We start from the raw sequence: 21,255 nt of genomic DNA on the forward strand, positions 1-21,255 counted from the left end.
CTCGCGTCCTAAGCCGCTGCGGGGACGCGGGAGATCCGCGCGACGACGTCCGCGTCGGCGCCGAGCGAGAGCAGTCGCGCCCGCAGCGCCACGGCTGCTCGGTCGTACGGCTCGAAGCTGGCGTGCAGCAGCGATCGAGTGTTGGCTGCCTCCAGGAACGAGACGATCTCGAAGGTCAGCTGGCAGGCGTCGTCGAGCCCGGGCAGCTCGCCGGCGGCCATGGCGTGCTCGATCGAGATCGCGAGATAGTCCTCCCACTGACTCGAGGCGGCGACGACCGCGTCGCGCACGGCCCCCGGCCGGGCGTCGTACTCCACGGAGGTGGCCGCGAAGAAGCAGCCGCCGCGGAAGACGCGCTCGTCCGAATACTCGAGCCACGATGAGATGAGGGCGCATACCCGCGCGAGCCCGCGCGGCGAGCTCGCGCGTGCGGGAGCGACGACGCGGTCGATGAAGACCTCACGCGCGGCCCCGACGGTGGCGAGCTGGAGCTGCTCCTTCGACCCGAACAGCGTGGCGACACCGCTCTTGCTGTGTCCGGCGGCCTCCGCGAGCCTGCCGATCGTGAGCCCCTCGAGCCCGTCGACCGACGCGATGTCGATCGCGTGGGAGAGGATCACGCGCCGGGATTCATCGCCCCGAACGCGTCGTCCATCCCGCTCTTGTGTCACGCCCTCAGGTTACCGTACGATCGTTCGTATTCATACGTACGATCGTTCGTACAACTCTGCAGGATCGGAGCAGTCGTGAACATCTCCCTCTCCGCGGCCGGCCTCGCGGTACGCAGCGCCGGGGCCTTTTCGCCCGAATGGGGCGGGGCCGTCGCGCTTCCCCTGTTCGGTCACGTCGGCAGGCCACGCCCGGTCGCCGCCGGTGCTGCCGCGACCATGTGGCAGGCGCATCGTTCGACGGTCCGCGTGGCGGGGCTCTCGCGCGCCGGTGCCGACGTGGTCGTGTACGGCTGGGGCAGGGGCGACCGCGTGATCGTCTTGGCGCACGGGTGGAGCGGGCGCGCGAGTCAGTTCGCGACCCTGGTGAGGGAGCTTGTCGCCGAGGGCTTCCGGGTCGTCGCCTTCGATGCGCCCGCGCACGGTGACACCCTCGGCCGCGGGACCTACCTCATCGACTGGATCGACATCCTGGCTGCGCTGCAGACTCGATTCGGCCGCCCTCATGCGGTCGTCGGCCACTCCTTCGGGGGATTGGCGGCACTGGTGGCCGCCGCCGACGGCCTCGACGTCGAGCGCGTCGTGACCGTCGCGTCGCCCGCGGACGCCGACCTGTTGCTGTCGCAGTTCCAGGCCATGCTCGGCTACGGCGATCGGACAGCGGCGGCCCTGCGGCGGCGATTCGCCACGCGCTACTTCCCGGAGGAGGCGGATCCCTTCGCTCGGCTCTCGCCGCTTCTCCGTCCTGTGCCGGCGGGCATCGACATGCTCGCCGTCCACGACGAAGGGGACCGTGTCGTGCCCTACGGCGAGCTCGTGCGCATCGCCGCCGCGCATCCGACGGCGCGAGCGCTCACCCTGCGGGGTTTCGGGCACAACAGGATCCTCGACTCCGACCCCTTCCTCGACGCAGTCGTCGAGTTCGTCGCGGCGCCGCCGCGCAAGGGCTCGGCAGTCGTGAACACCCTCCCGAACGATCGGGTCGACGCCGCCGCCTGATCAGCCAGCCGGGTAGCCCTGTCAGCGACTGACGCGGCGCACGCGGACCGTCACGAGCAAGGTCATTCCGGCGAGCAGTGTGAGAACACTCGTCGCCACACCGGCGATCAGTCCGCGGATGCCGGTATCGGCGAGACCGCCCGTGAAGGCCGGCGGGAGGACGGGCGCGGGCAGCAGCCGGAACGACGCCTCGGACTCAGCGCTCTCCACAATCGCTCCGGAGGCGGTCAGCGCGGTCGCGAGGGCGGTGTTGTCCACTCGGGCAGCTCGGACATCGGCATCCGTCGTCGTATAGCCGGCGGTGCAGACGAGTGATTCTCCCGGTGCCAGCGTCAATTCGGGGCATATCACCGCGGGCGACGCCCCCGTCCCGCTGAAGGCGACCTCGAAGATCGCCACAGCCGACACCGTGACAGCGCCGGAGTTCGTTACGGTGAACGAGTAGTCGACCCCGACTCCTGGGCCCGTCACCGTGCTCCTGTCGACCGCCTTCACAAGGGTGATGGCCGCGACGGCGTCGATCGCCACAGTTGCGGTGTCCTCGAGCGACGACATCAGCACGCCGGAGGGCGGCACGCCGGTGGCGACGGCAGTGTTGACGAGATCGGAGCCGGCATCGATGTCGTCCTGGGTGGCCAGATAGGAGGCGGTGCAGGCCAGGGTCTCCGAGGGCGCCAGCGCCGGGGAGTCGTCGCAGTCGAGCGGTGACAGGGTTCCGGTGCCCGTGAACCCGAGCTCGGTCACATCCGGATCGGAGATCGTGACGTTGCCTGTGTTGGTCACGACGAAGCGGTACGTCACCGTCTGGCCGGCCGACGTCAGCACGGCAGGCGCTGACGACTTATCGAGCATGAGCGCCGGGCTGGCTGCGAAGGAGAGCTGCGCGACCGACGGGGGTGATGTGAGCCGCGGCGCGGATGGCGGTGTGCCTGCCGCGGTGGCGGAGTTCGTGACGGAACCACGGTCGATGTCTGCCTGCGTCAGTACATACGAGGCGGCGCACGTGACGGAGCTCCCTGGCGTCAGCGCGTCGACCTCATCCGGGGGGCAGACGATGACGGGTGGCGTGCCGGATCCCGTGAACTCGTCCTCGGTGACGACGATCTCGGAGAGGGTGACGTTGCCGGTGTTGGTGACGACGAAGGTGTAGGTCGCGGTCTGACCTGCGAGGGTGAGCGGCTCCGTCGGCGCGGACTTGACGAGGGAGATGCCGGGCGCCGCGGGAATCGTCACCGCGGCATCGTCGCTCGCGGTCACGACGCTGCCACCGGGAGCCGAAGCGGACACCTCGGCCGCATTGGTGACGGTCGCGGCATCCACGTCCTGCTGGGTCAGTGTGTAGGGCGCCGTGCAGGTCACGGCCTCACCCGGCCCGAGCGGCTCGATCTCCGCTGGGCAGCTGATCGTCGGAAACGGACCGGCGCCGTCGAAGGTCGTTTCCGCGAGCTCGACGGCGGTCAGGGTGACGTTCCCGGTGTTCGTGACGACGAAGGAGTAGGTGACGACGGTTCCGGCGGCCCGGGAAAGTCCGGCGCTCGCGGTCTTTTCGAGGGTGATGGCCGGGGCGGGATCGGCGGGCACCGGGGCGTCAGCGGGCTCCGAGACGACTCCGACGCCGTCATGCACGCCGACCGCCTGCGCCACGTTCATGATGCCGCCGGCGTCGATATCGTCCTGCACGACGGTGTAGGTCGCGCTGCAGGTCAGCTGGGCGCCCGGGGCGAGTTCCGCGGTCGGTGGGCACGAGATGAGCGGAGGTGCGCCGGCGCCCGTGAAGCTGAGCTCTTCGACGGCGGGGTTCGCGATGTCGACGTTGCCGGTGTTGGTCACCACGAACGTGTAGGTGAGCAGACGGTCCAGCGTGAACTCCCCTGCTGTGTTCGGGTTGACGGACTTCGCCAGTGAGAGCGACGGCGCGACGACGATCGGAGTGTCGGTCGATGCCGTCCCGGTACCTCCGGGCACGGCCGGGGTGGTGAGCGTCGCGGTGTTGGACAGCCGCGCATCGCCGTCGAGGGTGAGCGTGACGGAGTAGCTGATGACGACGGCCTCGCCCACGCCGAGGGGGCCGGACCAGGCGAGATCGTCGCCCGCGACCGTCGGTGCGTTAGGTCTCGTCGCGCTGACATCCGCGTTGTAGACGGCGTCATCGAGAATGCCGGAGAGGTCGTCGGTCAACGACGCCGGTTCGGCCACCGTCATGGGGCTGCCGCCGACGTTGCGCGCGGTGATCGAGTACATCACCACATCGCCCTCCTTGGACTGCGATGTCGCGGTCGTGGACTTGACGATCTCGAGTCGCGGCGGCGCGGCGAACGTGACGGTCGCGCACGCCGCCGGCGGGTTGAGGCCGACGAGCGGGGCGAGGTTGACCGCGCAGTTCTGGTACGTCTGCGGGGCATCGAGCGTGGGTGTGGATGCGGCCTGCACATCCACGGCGAAGGTGCAGAAGGCCACACCGGCTGCGATGTCACCCGCCACTCGGATCGTCGACCCGCCGCCCACCGCGGTCACGGTACCGCCAGTGCACGTCGACGCGGCATTCGGAACGGTGGCCACCACGAGGCCGGCGGGGAGGTTGTCGGTGGCGGACCAGCCCAGCTTGGACGCGAGCTCGCTGGTGTTCGTCACCGTGAAGGTCAGCCTGGAGATGCCGCGCACGTTCGGCGTGGAGAACGACTTGTCGAGTTGCGGAGTGACATCGAGCAGGCGGATGTCGTCGAACGCACCGTCATTGCCCGCGCCGGTACCGGTGAGATTGCGCATGACGACACCGATGCTGCTGGCAGTGGTGATGAACGACGCGGATGCCGGGAAGGAGCCTCCCCGGTAGGGCTGGGTGGAGCCGCCGGTGAGTCCGCCGGTGGAGAGCACTCTTCCGCGGGGATCGCTGCACGGATCGATGACGCCACCGAGCGCCGTCTCGACGGCTGGGCTGCCGGTCTTGAGGTAGAACTGCAGCCGCGGATGGTTGGAGAAGCAGTTGGTCGCCGCCGCGTTCACCGAGAAGGTCAGGTAGCGCGACGGAGTGGGGAGCTGGACGGGCGTGACCGTTTCGAACTCAACCTCGTTGTTCGCCGTCGAGTTATAGGTGTAGGCGGCGTTGACGCTGTTGAGCGAGGGGTTCGGCGACGCATTCACCGTGCCGAGCGCGTAGGCGAGCTTGCGAAGCGACAGGTATCCCTGGGCTTCGTTGCCGCATGATCCGGCGGCTTGCGTGTTTGTGGTGGAGAGGATGAAGCCGTTGCAGTTCGCGGCGCTGGTCCAGTACGGCGCCGCGGTATAGGTGCCGCCCGCGTTCGACACGTAGTTCTGCAGAAGCACCGGATTGCCCGTGTCGGGCGCGTTCTCGAACGTCTCGTTGTACACGACGACGGGAGGAGCAGGCACCTGCGGCACCGCCTGTGCGGGCTCAGGGGCACCGACGAGAGGCAGCATGACGACGGATCCGGCGAGGGCGAGGGACCACGCTGCGACGGAAGCCCATCCGCGGCGTCGTCGCGTCGCGGGATCATTTCGACGAAGCCCGTCCACACCCATCGCGATGCCCCCCTCGGCGAGCCGGGGTATCGGTAGTCCAGCCACTCACCCGGTGCTCCGAATTGTGGCACAGCGGCAAAACGGGCGTCTACGCGCCGAGGTCCACCGGCTCGCGCGGGTGCCGCAACTCTGTCGACTCAGAAGAGCCGTGGCTCAGCGGCGGCGACCGCTGCCTTCGCCCGGCCGCGCGAGGTCATGACCACCGAGGCCGCGCGCGCGTCGGCCCGCGCGGCCAGGCCGGCGACCGGGGTGCCGCGCGGGTGGTCGTCCTCGGCGTGGCCGCCGAGACCGTGCACCTGCAGCAGCGGCCGCACGCGCTTGGCGAGCCAGGCGCGGTACGCCTTCGGTGCCGTCGTCGACGCACCCGGGTACAGCCCCAGGTACGAGGAGACGAGTTCCGGGTGCTCTTGACGGAGCCACTGCATGAACCACTGCTTCGCGCCCGGCCGCAGGTGCAGCGCACCGTAGACGACCCGTGTCGCACCGGCCGCCTTGATGCGGGTGAGCGCGTCGTCGATCGCGGCGATGGAGTCGGTGAGGTGGGGGAGGATCGGCATGAGGAACACCGTGACGCGGAAGCCGGCCTCGGTCGCCGCCCGCACCGTTTCGAGACGCGCCTCGGCCGTCGGCGTACCCGGCTCGATGAGATGCTGGAGCGCGTCGTCGAACACCGCGATCGACATGGCCAGCGACACCCGGACGGACTGAGCGGCTTCGCGCAGCAGCGGCAGATCCCTGCGCAGCAGGGTGCCTTTGGTGAGGATCGAGAACGGCGTGCCGGACTCGGTGAGCGCACCGACGATGCCGGGCATGAGCTTGTAGCGACCTTCGGCGCGCTGATACGGATCGGTGTTGGTGCCTAGCATGACGGGCTGGTGGGTCCACGAGCCTCGCCGCAGCTCTCTCTCGAGCACCTCGGCCACGTTGATCTTCACGATGACCTGCGAGTCGAAGTCGCGCCCCGAATCGAGCTCGAGGTATTCGTGCGTGCCGCGTGCAAAGCAGTAGACGCAGGCGTGGCTGCATCCGCGGTACGGGTTCACGGTCCAGTCGAAGGGCATCGCCGAGGATCCGGGCACATGATTGAGCGCGGTCTTGGCCAGCACCTCGTGGAACGTGACCCCGGCGAACTCGGGAGTCGTCACCGAGCGGACGAGCCCGTTGAGATGCTCGAGGCCGGGCAGGGCCGCGGCATCCGCCACACCCAGCTCCTGCCCTTGCCATCTCATGACTCCAGGGGAACATATCTTCGATACTTAAGTCAAGTGCCTTGCCGGTGTATAGAACAGGCTGCGCGCGAGGATTCCCGCTGTCCGCGCGGCTCGAGCGCGGAGGGGCAGAATGGACGGGTGACGGCACCCGGACCGCCCGAAACCCCGGTGTCTCGTCGCGCGGCACGGCTGCAGCGCGAAGAGGCTCTTCGGCGTGCGCCGGGCACGCGTCGTTCCGTTGCCGGGGCAGACGTTCCACCGCCGGCCGAAGGGCTCGTCACCACTCCGCCCGCCCGCCATGTGCGGTCGCCGCGGCGCGCACGCATCGCCCTCACGGCCGCGATCGCGGGCGCGCTGCTGATCGCCTCGACCGCCGCCGTGACGTCCATGGTCTCCGGCGGGGCCGGCGCGAGCGACGAAAGCGCCGCGGCCGCCTCGCTCTCCCTCGCACCGCCGACCGTCGCCACGCTCCCCGTGCCGAAGGTCGAACAGGCACCGGCGTCGACCGACATCTGCGCGCTGCCCGAGCTGACGGCAGCGCTCGAGGCCCACGATGACGCCGGCGTGGTCGCCGCCGCCGGTGGCGGCGAGGCGTTCCGCAGCGCCGTCGCCAGCGGCACCGCCCCGTGCATCGACCTCGCCGACCCGTCCCGCGTGTGGGCCGTCGTGAACAAGGCGCGCGCGTACGCGCCGATCGACTATCGCCCGCTCGGACTCGTCCACCCCGAGGGCGTGCGAACGGCGGAGGGCGGTTCGCTTCGCACGGATGCCGCCGCCGCTCTCACCGTGATGGTCGCGGCCGCGCGCACGGAGGCGGCCGGCGAGGTCGCGCTCGAGAGCGGCTTCCGCTCGTTCGAGGCGCAGCAGCGCACGTACGCCCGCCATGTCGCCGAGCGGGGTGCCGCCGCCGATCTGGTGAGTGCCCGCCCGGGGCACAGCGAGCATCAGTCCGGCCTCGCCGCGGATGTCGTCGGCTGCGCAGGCAGCTGCGGGACGTTCGACGACTTCGCGGCCAGCTCGCAGGGCCAGTGGGTCGCCGCCAATTCGTGGGAGTACGGGTGGATCGTGCGCTACGTCCCGGACGGCAGCGATGTCACGGGCTATTCGCCCGAGGCCTGGCACCTCCGCTACGTCGGGCCCGAGCTGGCGCGGGCGTATCACGAGGGCAGCTGGACGTCGCTCGAGGAGTTCTTCGGTCTTCCGGCGGCGCCGGACTACGCCGGCTGAGCCCGGTGGAGGCATCCCACAAACGGCGAGACGCAGTTCCACGTTCCTTAGGATCCGATCTCACATCGCACCCCCGTCACGCCCGTGCCGTGAATATCATCGTCGGAGGACTGCCCGGTGCGGTCGCAGGCGATCAGCCGCCCGCGCAGGGCTCGAAGACGAGAGGAAGGCGCACATGGAGCGCAACATCTACGACGAGGATCACGAGGCGTTCCGCGACGTCGTCAAGGAGTTCATCAAGCGCTATGCGTCCGATGAGAAGCGCCGCCAGTGGGATGCCGCCGGCGAGATCGACCGGGCGACGATGCTCGCGGCCGGCGAGGCCGGCGTCATCGGCCTGTCGGTGCCGGAGGAGTTCGGCGGCGCCGGAATGCTGCAGGACTACCGCTTCCGCTCGATCGTGCTCGAAGAGACCATCGGCGCAGGGCTCGGCTCGCTCGCGGGTGCGCTCGGGATCCAGGACGACCTCGCGATCCCCTACGTCGTGCACATGGGCACCCAGGAGCAGAAGGAGAAGTGGCTGCCGGGGATGGCCACCGGCGAGATCCTCGGCGCTCTCGCGATGACCGAGCCCGGTGCGGGCAGCGACCTGCGCGGCATCAAGACGACCGCGAAGAAGGTCGACGGCGGCTACATCGTCAACGGCGCCAAGACGTTCATCTCGTCGGGCAAGACCGCCGACATGGTCGTGACCTTCGTCAAGACCGGTGAGGGCAACCGCCCGGACGCCTTCAGCCTGCTGATCCTCGAGGACGGCATGGAGGGCTTCGACCACGGCAAGAAGCTCGAGAAGATGGGCTTCCACGGCTGGGACACCGCCGAGATGTCGTTCGTCGACGTCTTCGTGCCGGAGGCGAACCTCATCGGCGGCAAGGAGGGGCTCGGCTTCATCCAGCTCATGATGAACCTGCCCCTCGAGCGCCTCTCCATCGGGGTTGCGGCTGCCGCGGCCGGTGAGGCGGCATTCGCCTGGACGCGCGACTATGTGATCAGCCGCGAGGCCTTCGGCGAGCGCATCGCCGACTTCCAGAACACCCGCTTCAAGCTCGCCGACATGGCCACGACGGTCGACGTGATGTGGACCTATGTCGACCGCGCCATGATGCTCTACAAGGACGAGAAGCTCACGGCCGAAGAGGCCGCGAAGGTCAAGTTCTGGACGACCGACCGCGAGGCCGAGCTGCTCGACGTCGGCGTTCAGCTGCACGGCGGCTACGGCTACATCACCGAGTACCCGATCGCCCGCGCCTACCTCGACGCCCGCGTGCACCGCATCTACGGCGGCACGAACGAGATCATGCGCGACCTCGTCTCGCGTCAGATCGTCGGCAAGCGCTAGCGCGCACTGGCCGGCTGACTGAATCGGATGCCGCGGCCCGGCCCCTTCGGGGGTTCGGGTCGCGGCATCCGGCGTTGATGGTGACAGGTGTCGGCGGCCGGTGCGACGATGTGGCGATGACCAGGTTCACGATCGATGCGCCGACTCTGCTGCGGCTGATCCGGGACGACGCCGAGCCCGCCTCGGGGCACAGCCTCGTCGGGCCGGCGGCGCTGAGGTCGGACGTCCTGACGCTGCTGTACGCGGAGGTCCGGGCCGGCACGCTCGACGAACCGACGGCCCGGGAGCAGCTCGAGAAGCTGGCGTCGGTGAAGATCCGGCTGCTCGGTGACCGGGTCTCGCGAGCGGTGGCTTTCACGCTGGCACGGCAGCTCGACCTGGACGAGATCGGTCCGGCGGAGTACCTGGCGGTGGCTTCGCTGCAGTCCGATGCGCTGATCACGGACGACCCGGCGCTGCAATCGGCGGCGGACGGCATCGTTTCCCTCGCGCGGTACGAAGACCTGGTGAGCTGAACCGGCGGGGTCGCCCTAGAACGGCGGCGGATCCCCGGGCACGAACCGAAGTGTCGGCGCAGGCGAATCGACGTACCTGCGGTGGGTCGGACTCGTCCACTCGAGCACGCCTCCGCCGACCTGCTTCACCGTCCACGTGCTCGCGTGCTTGAGCACGTGGTGTCTTCGGCAGAGGTGCGCGAGGTTGTCCTCGCGCGTCGCGCCACCAAGCGCCGCGTCGTGGGTGTGGTCGATGTCAGACCGCCGTGCTGCCGTACGGCATCCCGGGAACCTGCAGTGCTCATCGCGCACGCGCAGGAATCGCCGCAGCTCTTCCGTGGGTCGATACCGGTCGACGGCGAGTACGGCTCCGGTGATCGGATGCGTCAGCACGCGATCCCACCCCGGCGCTCCGGCCGTCAGCCGCTTCGCCGTGTCCAGATCGATCGGGCCCTGACCTGCCAGCGTGGCGGGCGCGTTTCCGCTGCCGAGCAGCGTGAGTACCGGCACAGTGATCTGAACCGTTGCAGCGATAGCATCCAGACCTTCGCCGTGTCCGGCGGGAGTGCCTGACAGGGCGAGGTCGCAGACGACGTCGGCCCGCAACTCGTCGATCGACCGAGGATCGGCCGGGGCTGCGGCATCCGATTCCGCAGTCGACTGTCGAATTGCCAGGGCCATCGACGTGAGCCGGTCATGGATGCCGTGGGCCAGCGCCGCAGGCAGCACGGAGAACAACTCGGCCATGCCGTCGTCGAGGTCGGTGACGACCACACGGCGACGGCTCCGCGCTTCGGCATGGCGCTCGTCGACGCAGCGCGACCGGGCACGCTCGGCCAGCATGCGCGCGATCGGGCGCAACCGACCCGGGGTTTCGCTGAGCGCCCGCCCGATGACCTGCGCCTCGTACTCGGCGCGAGCATCGTCGTCCTCGATCGATCCGCCGGCCTCGGTGATGGCTGCGACGTGGGCTCGCGAGATGCGCCCATCGCCGAGAGCGGCGAGGGTTGCGGGAAAGCGCCCGGCAAGTGCGTGCGCGTCGGAGAGCTGGCGCTGAACGGATCGATCGCTGATGCGCAGTGCGGTGGCGATCTCGGCGGCTATCGAGCGAAGGGGCATGTCGGATGCCGCGGATTCGGCCGGGCGGCGTGCCGCCTGCTCATCGGCCAGCGAGACCGCCGCGGCCAGCATCGTCGTCTCGAACGCCTGCAGCGCGGCGATCGCGGTGCGGGTCTGGACGATGCTCTCGACGAGTCCCTTCACCAGCGCGCACTCGTCCTCGTTCGAGGTCGGGAGTGCTTCCGGCGAGGGGTTCACATTCCTATTCTGACCAGGGGTTCCGATATTGCGCGGCGTCCGCCCGGCCGGCCTCAGTCCAAGCGCCAGGCGTGTGACTCGAGGTGCGAGCCCGCCTGCGGTCCCATCTGCAGCATCCCGCCGTCCACGGCGTACGACGCGCCCGTGACGTACGAGGCCTCGGCCGAGGCCAGGAACGCCACCACGGCAGCGACCTCCCGCGCGTCGCCGGGCCGGCCGAGCGGAACGCCGGGCCGGTCGACGCCGTGCGGGTCCACGTCCTCCTGGTCGGTCATCGGCGTCGCGATCTCACCCGGCGCGACCGAGTTCGCGGTGATGCCCTGCCGTCCGAGCTCGAGCGCGATGGTCTTCATGAGCCCGCCGAGTCCGTGCTTCGCGGCGTCGTAGGCGGCCGAGCCCACCCGCGGCTGATGCTCGTGGACGCTCGTGATCGCGATGAGCCGTCCGCCCTCACCGCCGCCCGTCATGTGACGTGCGGCGCGCTGCAGGCAGACGAAGGCCGCCTCGAGGTCGACCGCCACGGTGTGCCGCCACTGGTCGAGGGTGAGCTCGAGGAACGGCGCATTGTCGCCCGTGCCGGCGTTGTTCACGAAGACGTCCAGGCCGCCCAGTTCGGCGGCGAGGTCGTCGATCACGTCGCCGCAGCCGGGAATGTCGGTCGCATCGAAACGCCGGACGACCGCCCGTCGCCCGAGCGCCTCGACTTCACGCGCGGTGTCTCTCGCGCCTTGTTCATCGGTGTGCCAGGTGATGCCGACATCCATGCCGTCGGCGGCGAGCGCGACGGCCGTCGCCTTTCCGATGCCCGAGTCGGAGCCGGTCACGATTGCGCGCGTGGGTGTGAAGGTCATGCCCCCGAGGCTCGCCCGCCACCGAGGCGCACGAAACGGGGTTGACACGAGCGGATGCCGCGACCTGCGCCCCGGTGGAGGGGCGTCAGCCGCGGCATCCGACTCCGGTGTCAGTGCTGTCCGGCCGGACCGTCCCCACGACCGAGGCCGCGACCGGCGAGGCTGCGTCGCCGCGCGACCCGGGCCACACCCGCGCGCTTGAGGCGATCGGCGATGAGGATGCCGAGGGCGACCCCCGCGACGCAGCCGGCGACCGTCAATGCGAAGAACCCGACCAGCGCCCAGACCGGCATCGACCACAGGTCGAACGACGCGGCGGCCAGCACCGGGTAGATCAGCCCGACGAAGACGGCGCCGGCGTAGTACTGCCAGGTGCGCCACGACCGGTAGAGCGCGACGATGAAGGCGAGCTCGGCGAAGAACGCCCACCAGATCGCGGCGCCGATGAACGGGAAGACGACGAGGCCCGAGAGCACGCCGACGAGGATGCCTGCCAGCGGACGCTCGAGGAGTCGCAGGGCGACCGTCGCGGGCAGCAGCCAGAGTCCGGCGAGGGCGGCCGATGCGAACGGCACCGTGGCGAACAGGACCGTCGAGGCCCAGCCGGCGCCCCACAGCAGCACGCCGCCTGCGACGCCGATCGCGGCGCAGGTGAGCAGGAAAGCGGTCGTGACGCGGTTCATGCGTGGGCCTCCGCCGTGGCGAGCTGCGACTTGGGGGTGGGGGATGCCGCGCCGACGCGCCAGTAGCCGCAGAAGCTCACGAGGTCCTTCGAGACGCCGCGCTCTCCGACGAGGTGACGGCGGGCCTCGGTCGGCAGCGCCTGCTCGCCGACGATGTACGCGTGGAACGGGGCATCCGGAAGGGTCGCCGTCTGGAGCGCCGCGAGGGCGGGCGTTCCAGGCTTGACGTCGTGCTCGCGCACGATCCACTGCACCGAGACTCCGGCCGGATGCGGGAACTCGAGGGCGTCCTCGGCCGAGGGGACCTCGACGATCACGACGCCGGTCGCGGTCTCCGGCAGTGACGCGCAGACCCCGGCGATCGCGGGAAGGCCGGTCTCGTCGGCCACGAGCACAACGCGATCGGTGCCGCGCTCGGGGTTGAAGGCGAGGCCCTCGTCGATGATGACGACGCTCTCGCCGGCCTCGCACGTCTCGGCCCACCGCGAGGCGGGACCGGCGGTGCCCTCCTCGGCGGAGCCGTGCAGCACGAAGTCCACGTCGATCTCGGCACCGCGCTCGGCCGTCGCCGAGCGATAGGCGCGCACGGTGTAGTTGCGCATGACCGGGCGGACCCCGTCCGGGATGCGCAGGTAGCGGAGGTAGCCGAACATCTTGTTCGCCTTGGCGGGGAGGCGGTCGAGGCCCTCGTCGCCGCCGAGCGGCAGGAAGAGGCGGAACCACTGGTCGTAGCCCATCGGCCGGAAGCGGTCGATCTCGCCCCCGCCGAGGGTGATGCGCATCCAGTGCGGCGAGAGACGCTCCCGGCGGAGCACCGTGAGATGCACCAGCCCGGACGTTTCGGGTTTCACGAGTCTGCTGGCGAGCGCCATGGGTCCTCCGTCGGGAAAGGGTCGATCACAGGGGTGAGGGGCGCGGCGGTCATGCCAGCCCCCAGGGAAACAAGGTCCACGCGATGATGGCCGACACGGCCCACAGCAGCACGATGAACACGACGTCGCGTGCGCGGAACGGCACGAGGTGCCGCTCGGTGCGGTCGGGGTAGGCGCCGAACGCGCGGGCGTCCATCGCGAGCGCCACGCGCTCGGCGTGCCGGATCGCCCCGGCCAGCAGCGGCACGATGTAGCCGAACCACCGCGCGACCGCGGCGAAGGGCCCGCGCCCGCCGTGGGCGCCGCGCACCCGGTGAGCCTGACGGATGACGTCGAGCTCGTGGCCGAACCGAGGGACGAAGCGGAACGCCGCCAGCGCCGTGTAGCCGATCCGGTAGGGAACTCGCAGCTGCTGCACGCTCGCGCGCACCACGTCGGGTCCGGCGGTGGACAGCCCGGCGATGAGCGTGAGCGCGACGATGGCCGCGATGCGCAGGCCCGTGGCCATGCCGACCTCGAGCGCGCCGCCGTAGAGCGTCCATTCGCCGATCTGCCAGATGACGACGGACTGATCGACGCGCGACGCGTCGGTCCACAGCGAGAAGCTCAGGCCGATGAGCGCCGCGCCGAGCGGGAGCGCGACGAGAAGCAGGACCAGTCGTCGGGTGAAGCTCACGCCGACGAGGAGGATCGCGTACGCGAGCAGAAGGAAGGCGGCCGGGGTGGCCAGGTCGCGGACGAAGACCAGCAGCACGATCGCCGGGATCGGCGCGGCGAGCTTGGCGAGCGGGTTGAGCGGGTACAGGAACCGCACCGGCGAGGCCGCGACGCGCTGAGCGTACGGGTCGACGGGGGCATGCACGCCCTGTGCCGCGGTGAGGGGCTCCACGGTGCTCTTTTCCACCGCGTTCATCTCGGAAGCGGTCATCGCGCGCCTCCCGCCGGGCGGGCGTCCGGGAGATCGGCGAGCCGGGTGACGCCGGCCAGCTCCGGATGCCGCGCCAGGCCGTGGAGCGCTCGCCGCAGCGGCGGCAGGCGCAGACCGGCCCGCTCGATCAGCGCGGTGTCGCCGAACACATCGGCGGTCGGGCCGGCCGCGAGGACGCGGCCGCCGCCGAGCACGACCGTGCGGTCGCTGTGCTCGGTCACCAGCTGCATGTCGTGGGTCACGACGACGATCGTGGTGCCGTCCGCATTGAGCTCGGACAGCAGCTCGAGCAGTTCGTCGGCACGCGCCCGGTCCTGTCCGAACGTCGGCTCGTCGAGCACCAGCACCGGGGCACCGGCGACGAGCGCGGTTCCGACCGACAGCCGCCGCTTCTGCCCGCCGGAGAGGAGGAAGGGATGGGCGTCCGCGCGCTCGGCGAGTCCGAACCGCTCGAGGAGAGCCATCGCGCGTTCGCGGACCTCGTCCTCACCCAGGTTCTGCCGACGCAGCCCGTGTGCGACCTCGTCGAACACGGTGTGGGTGATGAACTGGTGCTCCGGGTTCTGGAACACGAAGCCCACGTGCGCGGCCAGCGTCCGGGCATCCGTCCGGCCCACGTCGAGGCCGGCCACCGTCACGGTGCCGCGCGGCGGCGGCACAACCCCGGCCATCGCCTGGATCAGCGTCGTCTTGCCGGCGCCGTTCGCTCCGATGACGGCCGTGAACTCGCCCGCGGCGACGTCCAGATCGATGCCGTGCAGCACCTCGGTGCGACCGCGGCGCAGGGTGAGGCCGCGCACGGAGATGAGGGGAGCGGATGCCGCAGCCCGGCGTGTGTCGTCGCTCTTCGCTGGCTCGACGACCGGGGGCTGCGCTCGCTCGACGACCTCTGCAGCGGGCGCCTCCGCAGACTCCAGCGCGGCGCGCAGCTCGGCCGGGGTGAGGGGGAGCGGCTCCAGCGCGAAGCCGGCGCGGCGCAGCGGCAGCGCGGCGATCGCCGACACCGGCAGCCAGACGCCCATCTCGTGCAGCTCGTCGGCCCGCAGCCGCAGCACCTCGTCGACCGTGCCGTCGGCGACGAGGACGCCGTCCTGATCCAGCACGACCACGCGGTCCACGAAGCCGATCGCGGCGTCGAGATTGTGCTCGACCAGCAGGATCGCGCGGTCGCCCGCAGCCACGACGTCGGCGAGCGCCGCGTAGACCTCCTCGATGCCCCTCGGGTCGAGGTTGGCCGTCGGCTCATCGAGCACCAGCAGCGGCGAGCCCATTGCGAGGGCGCACGCGATCGCCAGGCGCTGCCGCCCGCCGCCGGAGAGCAGATCGGGGTTGTCGCCGCGCCGCTCCCAGAGGCCGACGCGGCGCAGTGCCGCCTCGGCCCGGGCGAGGACCTCGGCCACCGGCATCCGGAGATTCTCAGGGCCGAACGCGACCTCGTCCAGAACGGTGCCGGTCACCAGCTGGGCGTCGGGGTCCTGGAAGACCATCGCCACCTGCGTGCTGAGCTCCGCCACCGTCGACGCCGTCGTCAGGGTGCCGCCGACGTCGATCGAACCGGTCATGTCGGCCGGGATCGCGTGGGGGATGAGGCCGTTGAGCGCCAGCGTCAGCGTGGACTTGCCGGACCCGCTCGGTCCGAGCAGCAGGACGACCTCGCCGCGGCCGATGTCGAAGGAGACGGATGCCGGAGCCGCCGCCTCTTCGCCGTCGTGGGTGATCCCGACACCACGCACCCGCACCAGGGGGACGGCGACTGCCGCCGCGGGCGCGGCGGCAGGGTCGCGCTCGAGTGCGGTCACGGGACTTCCTGGCTGGAGGAACTAAGCGTCTCCTAACTTAGCCGACCCTAACCACCCCGTGTCGCCGGATGTCGTCAGCCCACTCGGCGTCGTGGAACGCCGGCGCGACGCAGCGCACGGCCGATCGCGAGACCGACCGCGGTCCAGAGCAGCGGACCCAGCACGAACAGTGCGATGTAGACCAGCTGCGCCCAGGGCTCGAACTTGGAGACGTCGGCGGTGAACCAGATCAGGCCGGCGAGCATGACGCCGACGATCAGCGCCGACACGAAGAACCGCCAGGCCTCCCAGCGCCGGTATTTCGAGACCGCCGCGACCAGTTCCTGCAGCCCGCCGATGAGCAGGGCGGTGCCGACGTAGCGCCCGATCCACACGGGCACGACGGCGCTCGCGACGAGGGCGGCGACAAGGTGGGTCAGCAGGGCCACCCAAGGCGCCCGCAGCAGCTCCTGTGCGATCACACCGGGGAGCACATGCACCCCGAGAACGAGTCCGTAGAGGATCGGCGCGGCTACGGTGATCGGTCCGCTGAGCGCCCCGGCAGCAGCCTGCAGCACACCGGCTGCGACGCCGATCGCCGCGCAGGTGAGCAGAACGCTCGTCGAGATCCGGGAACCTTTGGCCACTTGCCCACAGTACTGGCCGCCTGCTCCGCGTTTCTCACACATTCCTCATTTACGGAATTTCACTTCGCGGTTAGGTTTGAGCCTGTCGCGCCCCGACGAAGTGGCGCGACATACTCCTGCACACCTAGATGGGGGACTCCAATGAGTCGAACCTCCGTGAGAGCAGCAGCGGTCGTCACACTCGCCGCACTGTTCACCGGCACCGCAGCAACCGCCAGCTTTGGCGCAGCGCCCGAGGAGGTGAAATCCCCGATTCCGATCGACTCTCCCGCCGGCCGCTACATCGTGCTCCTCAAGGACGCACCGCTGGCGACCTATGAGGGCGGCGAGGCAGGCATCCAGCGCACCAAGCCGGCCAAGGGCGGCCAGCTCGACGCGCACTCCGCCAACTCGCAGAAGTACGTCGCGCACCTCAAGAAGGAGCAGAAGGCGGTCGCCGACGAGGCCGGCGTCACGCCCGACACCACCTACCAGGTGACGCTGAACGGCTTCAGCGCCAACCTCAGCGGCGGCGAGGCAGCGAAGCTCCGCGCCAACAAGGACGTCCTCGGCGTCTTCGCCGACGAGGTCCGCCACCCCGTTGCCGTGCCCTCGCACGAGTTCCTCGGCCTCGGCACCGGCGACGCCGGCACCGGCGGGGTCTGGGATGCCGTGGGCGGCGTCGCCGAGGCCGGCAAGGGTGTCGTGGTCGGCGTCATCGACACCGGCATCGCGGCGGACAATCCGTCGTTCGCGGGCGAAGCGCTCAAGAAGAAGGCGGGCGCCCAGCCGTACACGGTCAACGGCGACACCATCGTCTTCGACAAGTCGGACGGCACCCAGTTCCGCAGCACGATCGAGATCGGGCAGAGCTGGAACAAGCACGACTACAACACCAAGCTCATCGGCGCGCGCCACTTCAGCGCCGGTGCCGCAGCTTCAGGGTTCGACTTCAGCTACGACTACCTCTCGCCGCTCGACGGTGACGGCCACGGCTCGCACACCGCGAGCACGGCAGCCGGCAACTTCGGCGTCGCGGCGACGGTCGAGGGCGTCGACTTCGGCAAGATCTCGGGCGTCGCGCCCGCCGCCAAGGTGGCCGCATACAAGGCCTGCTACGTGGGCCCGGACGACCTCGTCACCACCGACGACATCTGCGCGATGAGCGACCTGCTGGCCGCCATCGACCAGGCGGTCGCCGACGGCGTCGACGTCATCAACTACTCCATCGGCGGCGGCTCGGCCACCACGGTGCTGGCGGCCGAGGACATCTCGTTCTTCAACGCCGCCGCGGCAGGCGTCTACGTCGCAGTGAGCGCCGGAAACTCCGGCCCCGGCGCCTCGACGGCCGACCACGCGTCGCCGTGGTACACCACGGTCGCGGCATCCACGATCCCGACCTACGAGGGAACCGTGCAGCTGCCCAACGGCTTCGAAGAGGCCGGCGCATCGGTGTCGGTGCCGTTCGGCGAGACCATCACGGCTCCGGTCGTGTACTCGCAGGACGTCGCAGCCGCCGGCGCGGTGCCCGCCGAGGCGGCGCTGTGCTTCCTCGGGACGCTCGACCCGGCGAAGGTCGCCGGCAAGATCGTCGTGTGCGACCGCGGCACCAACGCCCGCGTCGAGAAGTCGCAGTCGGTGGCAGAGGCGGGCGGCACCGGGATGATCCTGGTGAACGTCACGGCCGGCTCGCTCGACAACGACTTCCACTCGGTGCCCACCGTGCACCTGAGCCACGTGCACCGCACGGCTCTGCTGGACTACGTGCGCAACACGGCCGACGCGACCGCCACGCTGGTCGGCGCCAACGTCACCGGCGTCGAGACCCCGACCCCCGTGGTCGCCGGGTTCTCGAGCCGCGGACCGATGCTCGCCGACGGCAACGACGTCATCAAGCCCGACGTCTCGGCTCCGGGTGTCGCGATCCTCGCGGCCACCCACAACGGACCGAAGGAGGCAGCGACGTTCGGCTTCAAGTCCGGCACGTCGATGTCGTCCCCGCAGGTCGCGGGCCTCGGCGCGCTGTACCTCGGCGAGCGGCCCATGGCCTCGCCGTCGGAGATCAAGTCGGCGCTCATGACGACCGCGTACGACACGGTCAACGACGACGGCTCGACCAACACGGATCCCTTCGCTCAGGGTGCGGGGCACGTCGATCCCACGAAGTACTTCGACGCCGGCCTGCTGTACCTCAACGGTGCCGCGGACTGGGCGAGCTACCTCGAAGGACTCGAGCTGGCGGACTTCGATGGCATCGAGCCGACGGACGCGAGCGACCTCAACCTGGCGTCGATCGGCATCGGCTCGCTCGCGGGTCCGCAGACGGTCACCCGGTCGGTCACCTCGACCAAGGCGGGCACGTTCACTTCGACCGCTGCCGTCGCCGGCATCGACGTCGTCGTCGAGCCGAGCTCGCTGACCTTCGGCGCGGCAGGCGAGACGAAGACCTTCGAGGTCACCTTCACCAAGGGTGCCGCCGAGGCGGAGGCGTGGGCCACCGGCTCGCTCACCTGGACGAGCGGAGCCACGTCGGTCCGCTCGCCGATCGCGGTCTTCCCCGTGACGGCCGACGCTCCGGAGTCCGTCGAGGGCTCGGGCGCCGAAGGCAGCGTCGAGGTCGAGATCACGCCCGGTGTCAGCGGCGAACTGCCGCTGAACCTGGCGGGCCTGGCCAAGGAGAACGTCCTCGTGGACGGCGACGAGACCACGGGTGCGGCCGACGACGGCTACAGCTACTACGTGGTGGAGGTCGAGGAGGGTGCCGAGCTGGCCCGCTTCGCGCTGGACTCGGCCGACGACACCGGGTCGGACCTCGACCTGTCGGTGTACCGCGTGGTCGGCCCCGAGGACTGGCGCTACTACGAGACGTGGAGCTCCGCATCGGGCTCGGCCGACGAGGCCGTCCAGGTCGCAGCGCCGGAGGCGGGGTTCTACCTCGTCGAGGCCCACGTGTTCTCGTTCACCTCGCCGTTCACGTGGCAGGCGACCAGCGCCGTGGCCTACCCGATCGGTGAGGGATCGCTGACAGCGACCCCGAACCCGCTTCCGGTCACGGAGAGCGTGCTCACGCAGTACACCCTGTCGTGGAGCGGTCTCGAGGCCGGCAGCTACGTCGGCGTCGTCCGCTACGGCGACTCCGGGGTGCGCACGGTGCTCTCGGTCGACGTTCCGTAACGGAACCCACTGAGAAGGGCGCCCGGGCTTCGGCCCGGGCGCCCTTTCCTCGTCTGGGGTGCGGAGTCAGACCCGGCGTCGCCGCCGGGTGAGCCGCACCGCGGGAAGCGGTGGTGCCGGGATCCGCTCGGGGCCGTGTCCGACCACATGACCGAACCGATCGGATGCCGCTTCCCACTCGTCCCGGGCGGTCACGATCTCCTCGTGGCTGCGGCCGACGAAGTTCCACCACATCACGATGTCGTCCTCGAACGGCTCGCCGCCGAGAAGGAACACGGTCGCACCGGCGACGCTCGACACCTCCACCGCGGCTCGGCCAGTGCCGAGGAAGAGCAGGTGCGCGTCATCGACGCCGATGCCCGGCTCTTGCTCGGCATCGGCGTGCACGAAAGCGTCACCGTCGACGCCCATCACGGCGTACTCCCACGTCGGGTTCAGGGGCAGGCTGAGCCGCGACCCGGCGGGCACACGGATCTCCGCTCCGGCGATGGGCGTGTACGTCGTCGCCGGAGAGGCGGCGCCCGCGAACTCGCCGAGCACGACGGTCGCCGATCCGGGATCGCCGGTCACCGGGGCGAGTTCGATCTCGGGCAGCTCCGCATGCTGCTCGAACGCCGGCGCACCGTGCCGGCGCGACTCGGGAAGCGCGACCCAGAGCTGCAGGGCGTCGAGGGGAGCGGCATCCTCTCCGACGGAATACTCGGAATGCGCGATGCCGGCCCCGCTCGTCATGAGGTTGAGCGCGCCCCGGCGCACCAGCACATCGCTGCCGACGGTGTCGCGGTGTCGCACGTCGCCCACGAACGGCCAGGTCACCGTCTGGAGACCGATGTGCGGATGAGGCTCGACGCGCATGCGGGTGACCTGGGGTCCGAACCGGTCCAGGAAGCACCAGGCCCCCACGAGCGGAAGGTCCCGCTGCGGCAGAGCGCGCCGGACCGACATCGCCCGCACTCCGCCCAGCGGCACCTCGCGGGCCTCGAGCAGCAGCGTGCGGGGTCCCCTGCTCTCGGCGGCGCTCTCGGTGGCGACGGCGTCGTCGGTGTCGAGCCGGGTCATCGGATCGGCCGGATCACTCGGGGTGGGCCTGCTCGGGCCACTCGATCGTCAGACCGGGGACCTCGTTCTCGCGGAGCCACCGGGCCACGACGGGGCAGTGGGGGACGACCGTGTCGCCTCGCCGCGCGGCGTCCGCCATCGCCTCGGCGACCACGGCCTGCGCGAGGCCGCGCCCGCGGAAGGCGGGGTCGACCTCGGTGTGCGGGAAGAGCACGCGACCGCGGGCGTCGACGCGGAACACGGTGAAACCGGCGAGTACATCATTGACGTGCACTTCGTACCGGCGGTCCTCGTCGTTGCGTACGACCGAGGTCAGATCAGTGGAGGCGGGCATCGGCATCCTTTCGTCGTCCTTCAACAACGTACGGGCGGGCCACGGTGTTCCGCCAGCGGCCGAGCCGCGTGAGTCACCCCTGGCGCGGGGGCGGTTCGAGGTCTATCGTCAGCCTCAGTTCGAGGCAGCCACTCGCGCCGAGCCGATCGTTGGGG

At 70.4% G+C, this 21,255-nt stretch carries 17 protein-coding genes; 5 read left to right on the top strand and 12 right to left on the bottom strand.

Features of this window, described 5'->3' with window-relative positions:
• Positions 1-8 precede the first annotated feature (8 nt).
• The gene (locus ASD56_RS05335) at positions 9-620 is read right to left on the bottom strand and encodes a TetR/AcrR family transcriptional regulator (RefSeq protein WP_235565530.1); all 612 of its coding nucleotides are present in this window, start codon (positions 618-620) and stop codon (positions 9-11) included.
• Between the two features lie 126 nt (positions 621-746).
• Here ASD56_RS05335 and ASD56_RS05340 point away from each other — a divergent pair, with 126 nt between their 5' ends.
• A complete protein-coding gene (locus ASD56_RS05340; RefSeq protein WP_055962109.1) occupies positions 747-1,667 on the top strand; it encodes an alpha/beta hydrolase in 921 nt (306 codons plus the stop codon).
• A 21-nt stretch (positions 1,668-1,688) separates the two neighbouring features.
• Here ASD56_RS05340 and ASD56_RS05345 read toward each other — a convergent pair whose 3' ends face one another.
• Entirely contained in the window at positions 1,689-5,105 is a 3,417-nt protein-coding gene (locus tag ASD56_RS05345) for a DUF7507 domain-containing protein (protein ID WP_055962112.1), read from the bottom strand.
• A 239-nt stretch (positions 5,106-5,344) separates the two neighbouring features.
• Entirely contained in the window at positions 5,345-6,436 is a 1,092-nt protein-coding gene (locus ASD56_RS05350; protein WP_055962115.1) for an Rv2578c family radical SAM protein, read from the bottom strand.
• A gap of 120 nt (positions 6,437-6,556) precedes the next feature.
• On the opposite strand from ASD56_RS05350, the gene ASD56_RS05355 reads away from it, so the two are divergent.
• The 3 genes from ASD56_RS05355 (at position 6,557) to ASD56_RS05365 (ending at position 9,499) form a co-directional block, all read left to right on the top strand.
• Complete coding sequence (locus ASD56_RS05355) at positions 6,557-7,645, top strand: M15 family metallopeptidase (RefSeq protein ID WP_157535769.1); 1,089 nt, start codon at positions 6,557-6,559, stop codon at positions 7,643-7,645.
• 175 nt (positions 7,646-7,820) lie between these two features.
• On the top strand, positions 7,821-8,984 hold the full coding sequence (locus ASD56_RS05360; RefSeq protein WP_055962121.1) for an acyl-CoA dehydrogenase family protein: 1,164 nt from the start codon (positions 7,821-7,823) through the stop codon (positions 8,982-8,984).
• Between the two features lie 116 nt (positions 8,985-9,100).
• Positions 9,101-9,499: a hypothetical protein gene (locus ASD56_RS05365; protein ID WP_055962124.1), complete on the top strand. Its 399-nt coding sequence runs from the start codon at positions 9,101-9,103 to the stop codon at positions 9,497-9,499.
• A 15-nt stretch (positions 9,500-9,514) separates the two neighbouring features.
• Here ASD56_RS05365 and ASD56_RS05370 read toward each other — a convergent pair whose 3' ends face one another.
• From ASD56_RS05370 to ASD56_RS05400, 7 genes are all read right to left on the bottom strand, one after another.
• Positions 9,515-10,795, bottom strand: coding sequence for an HNH endonuclease signature motif containing protein (locus ASD56_RS05370; RefSeq protein WP_055962126.1), 1,281 nt, complete (start codon positions 10,793-10,795; stop codon positions 9,515-9,517).
• A 53-nt stretch (positions 10,796-10,848) separates the two neighbouring features.
• On the bottom strand, positions 10,849-11,646 hold the full coding sequence (locus tag ASD56_RS05375; RefSeq protein ID WP_055962129.1) for an SDR family oxidoreductase: 798 nt from the start codon (positions 11,644-11,646) through the stop codon (positions 10,849-10,851).
• Positions 11,647-11,756: 110 nt separating this feature from the next.
• Positions 11,757-12,329: an ECF transporter S component gene (locus tag ASD56_RS05380; protein ID WP_055962132.1), complete on the bottom strand. Its 573-nt coding sequence runs from the start codon at positions 12,327-12,329 to the stop codon at positions 11,757-11,759.
• Positions 12,326-13,201, bottom strand: a complete 876-nt coding sequence (locus ASD56_RS05385; RefSeq protein ID WP_055962135.1) for a siderophore-interacting protein — start codon at positions 13,199-13,201, stop codon at positions 12,326-12,328. The genes ASD56_RS05380 and ASD56_RS05385 overlap by 4 nt, the downstream gene beginning before the upstream one ends.
• Positions 13,202-13,250: 49 nt before the next feature.
• Positions 13,251-14,114 carry an energy-coupling factor transporter transmembrane component T gene (locus tag ASD56_RS05390; RefSeq protein ID WP_082541357.1) on the bottom strand — a complete coding sequence of 288 codons (864 nt, stop codon included), beginning with the start codon at positions 14,112-14,114 and terminating at the stop codon, positions 13,251-13,253.
• An 11-nt stretch (positions 14,115-14,125) separates the two neighbouring features.
• Complete coding sequence (locus ASD56_RS05395) at positions 14,126-15,928, bottom strand: ABC transporter ATP-binding protein (protein ID WP_055962138.1); 1,803 nt, start codon at positions 15,926-15,928, stop codon at positions 14,126-14,128.
• Positions 15,929-16,002: 74 nt separating this feature from the next.
• The gene (locus tag ASD56_RS05400; protein ID WP_055962140.1) at positions 16,003-16,554 is read right to left on the bottom strand and encodes an ECF transporter S component; all 552 of its coding nucleotides are present in this window, start codon (positions 16,552-16,554) and stop codon (positions 16,003-16,005) included.
• 141 nt (positions 16,555-16,695) lie between these two features.
• Between ASD56_RS05400 and ASD56_RS05405 the strand changes: the two genes are divergently transcribed.
• Positions 16,696-19,707: a S8 family serine peptidase gene (locus ASD56_RS05405; RefSeq protein WP_082541265.1), complete on the top strand. Its 3,012-nt coding sequence runs from the start codon at positions 16,696-16,698 to the stop codon at positions 19,705-19,707.
• Positions 19,708-19,773: 66 nt separating this feature from the next.
• On the opposite strand, the gene ASD56_RS05410 is transcribed toward ASD56_RS05405, so the two are convergent.
• A complete protein-coding gene (locus ASD56_RS05410) occupies positions 19,774-20,766 on the bottom strand; it encodes a pirin family protein (protein WP_055962149.1) in 993 nt (330 codons plus the stop codon).
• A 13-nt stretch (positions 20,767-20,779) separates the two neighbouring features.
• Entirely contained in the window at positions 20,780-21,100 is a 321-nt protein-coding gene (locus ASD56_RS05415) for a GNAT family N-acetyltransferase (protein WP_055962151.1), read from the bottom strand.
• Positions 21,101-21,255: the final 155 nt, after the last annotated feature.

Source organism: Microbacterium sp. Root166 (assembly GCF_001427145.1).
Lineage (GTDB): Bacteria > Actinomycetota > Actinomycetes > Actinomycetales > Microbacteriaceae > Microbacterium.

Excerpts from the sequence above, each read along its gene's own strand:
- ASD56_RS05345 (WP_055962112.1), bottom strand. The coding sequence starts at position 5,105 with ATGCTGCCTCTCGTCGGTGCCCCTGAGCCCGCACAGGCGGTGCCGCAG.
- ASD56_RS05350 (WP_055962115.1), bottom strand. The coding sequence starts at position 6,436 with ATGAGATGGCAAGGGCAGGAGCTGGGTGTGGCGGATGCCGCGGCCCTG.
- ASD56_RS05360 (WP_055962121.1), top strand. The coding sequence starts at position 7,821 with ATGGAGCGCAACATCTACGACGAGGATCACGAGGCGTTCCGCGACGTC.
- ASD56_RS05365 (WP_055962124.1), top strand. The coding sequence starts at position 9,101 with ATGACCAGGTTCACGATCGATGCGCCGACTCTGCTGCGGCTGATCCGG.
- ASD56_RS05375 (WP_055962129.1), bottom strand. The coding sequence starts at position 11,646 with ATGACCTTCACACCCACGCGCGCAATCGTGACCGGCTCCGACTCGGGC.
- ASD56_RS05380 (WP_055962132.1), bottom strand. The coding sequence starts at position 12,329 with ATGAACCGCGTCACGACCGCTTTCCTGCTCACCTGCGCCGCGATCGGC.
- ASD56_RS05385 (WP_055962135.1), bottom strand. The coding sequence starts at position 13,201 with ATGGCGCTCGCCAGCAGACTCGTGAAACCCGAAACGTCCGGGCTGGTG.
- ASD56_RS05390 (WP_082541357.1), bottom strand. The coding sequence starts at position 14,114 with ATGAACGCGGTGGAAAAGAGCACCGTGGAGCCCCTCACCGCGGCACAG.
- ASD56_RS05405 (WP_082541265.1), top strand. The coding sequence starts at position 16,696 with ATGAGTCGAACCTCCGTGAGAGCAGCAGCGGTCGTCACACTCGCCGCA.
- ASD56_RS05410 (WP_055962149.1), bottom strand. The coding sequence starts at position 20,766 with ATGACCCGGCTCGACACCGACGACGCCGTCGCCACCGAGAGCGCCGCC.
- ASD56_RS05415 (WP_055962151.1), bottom strand. The coding sequence starts at position 21,100 with ATGCCCGCCTCCACTGATCTGACCTCGGTCGTACGCAACGACGAGGAC.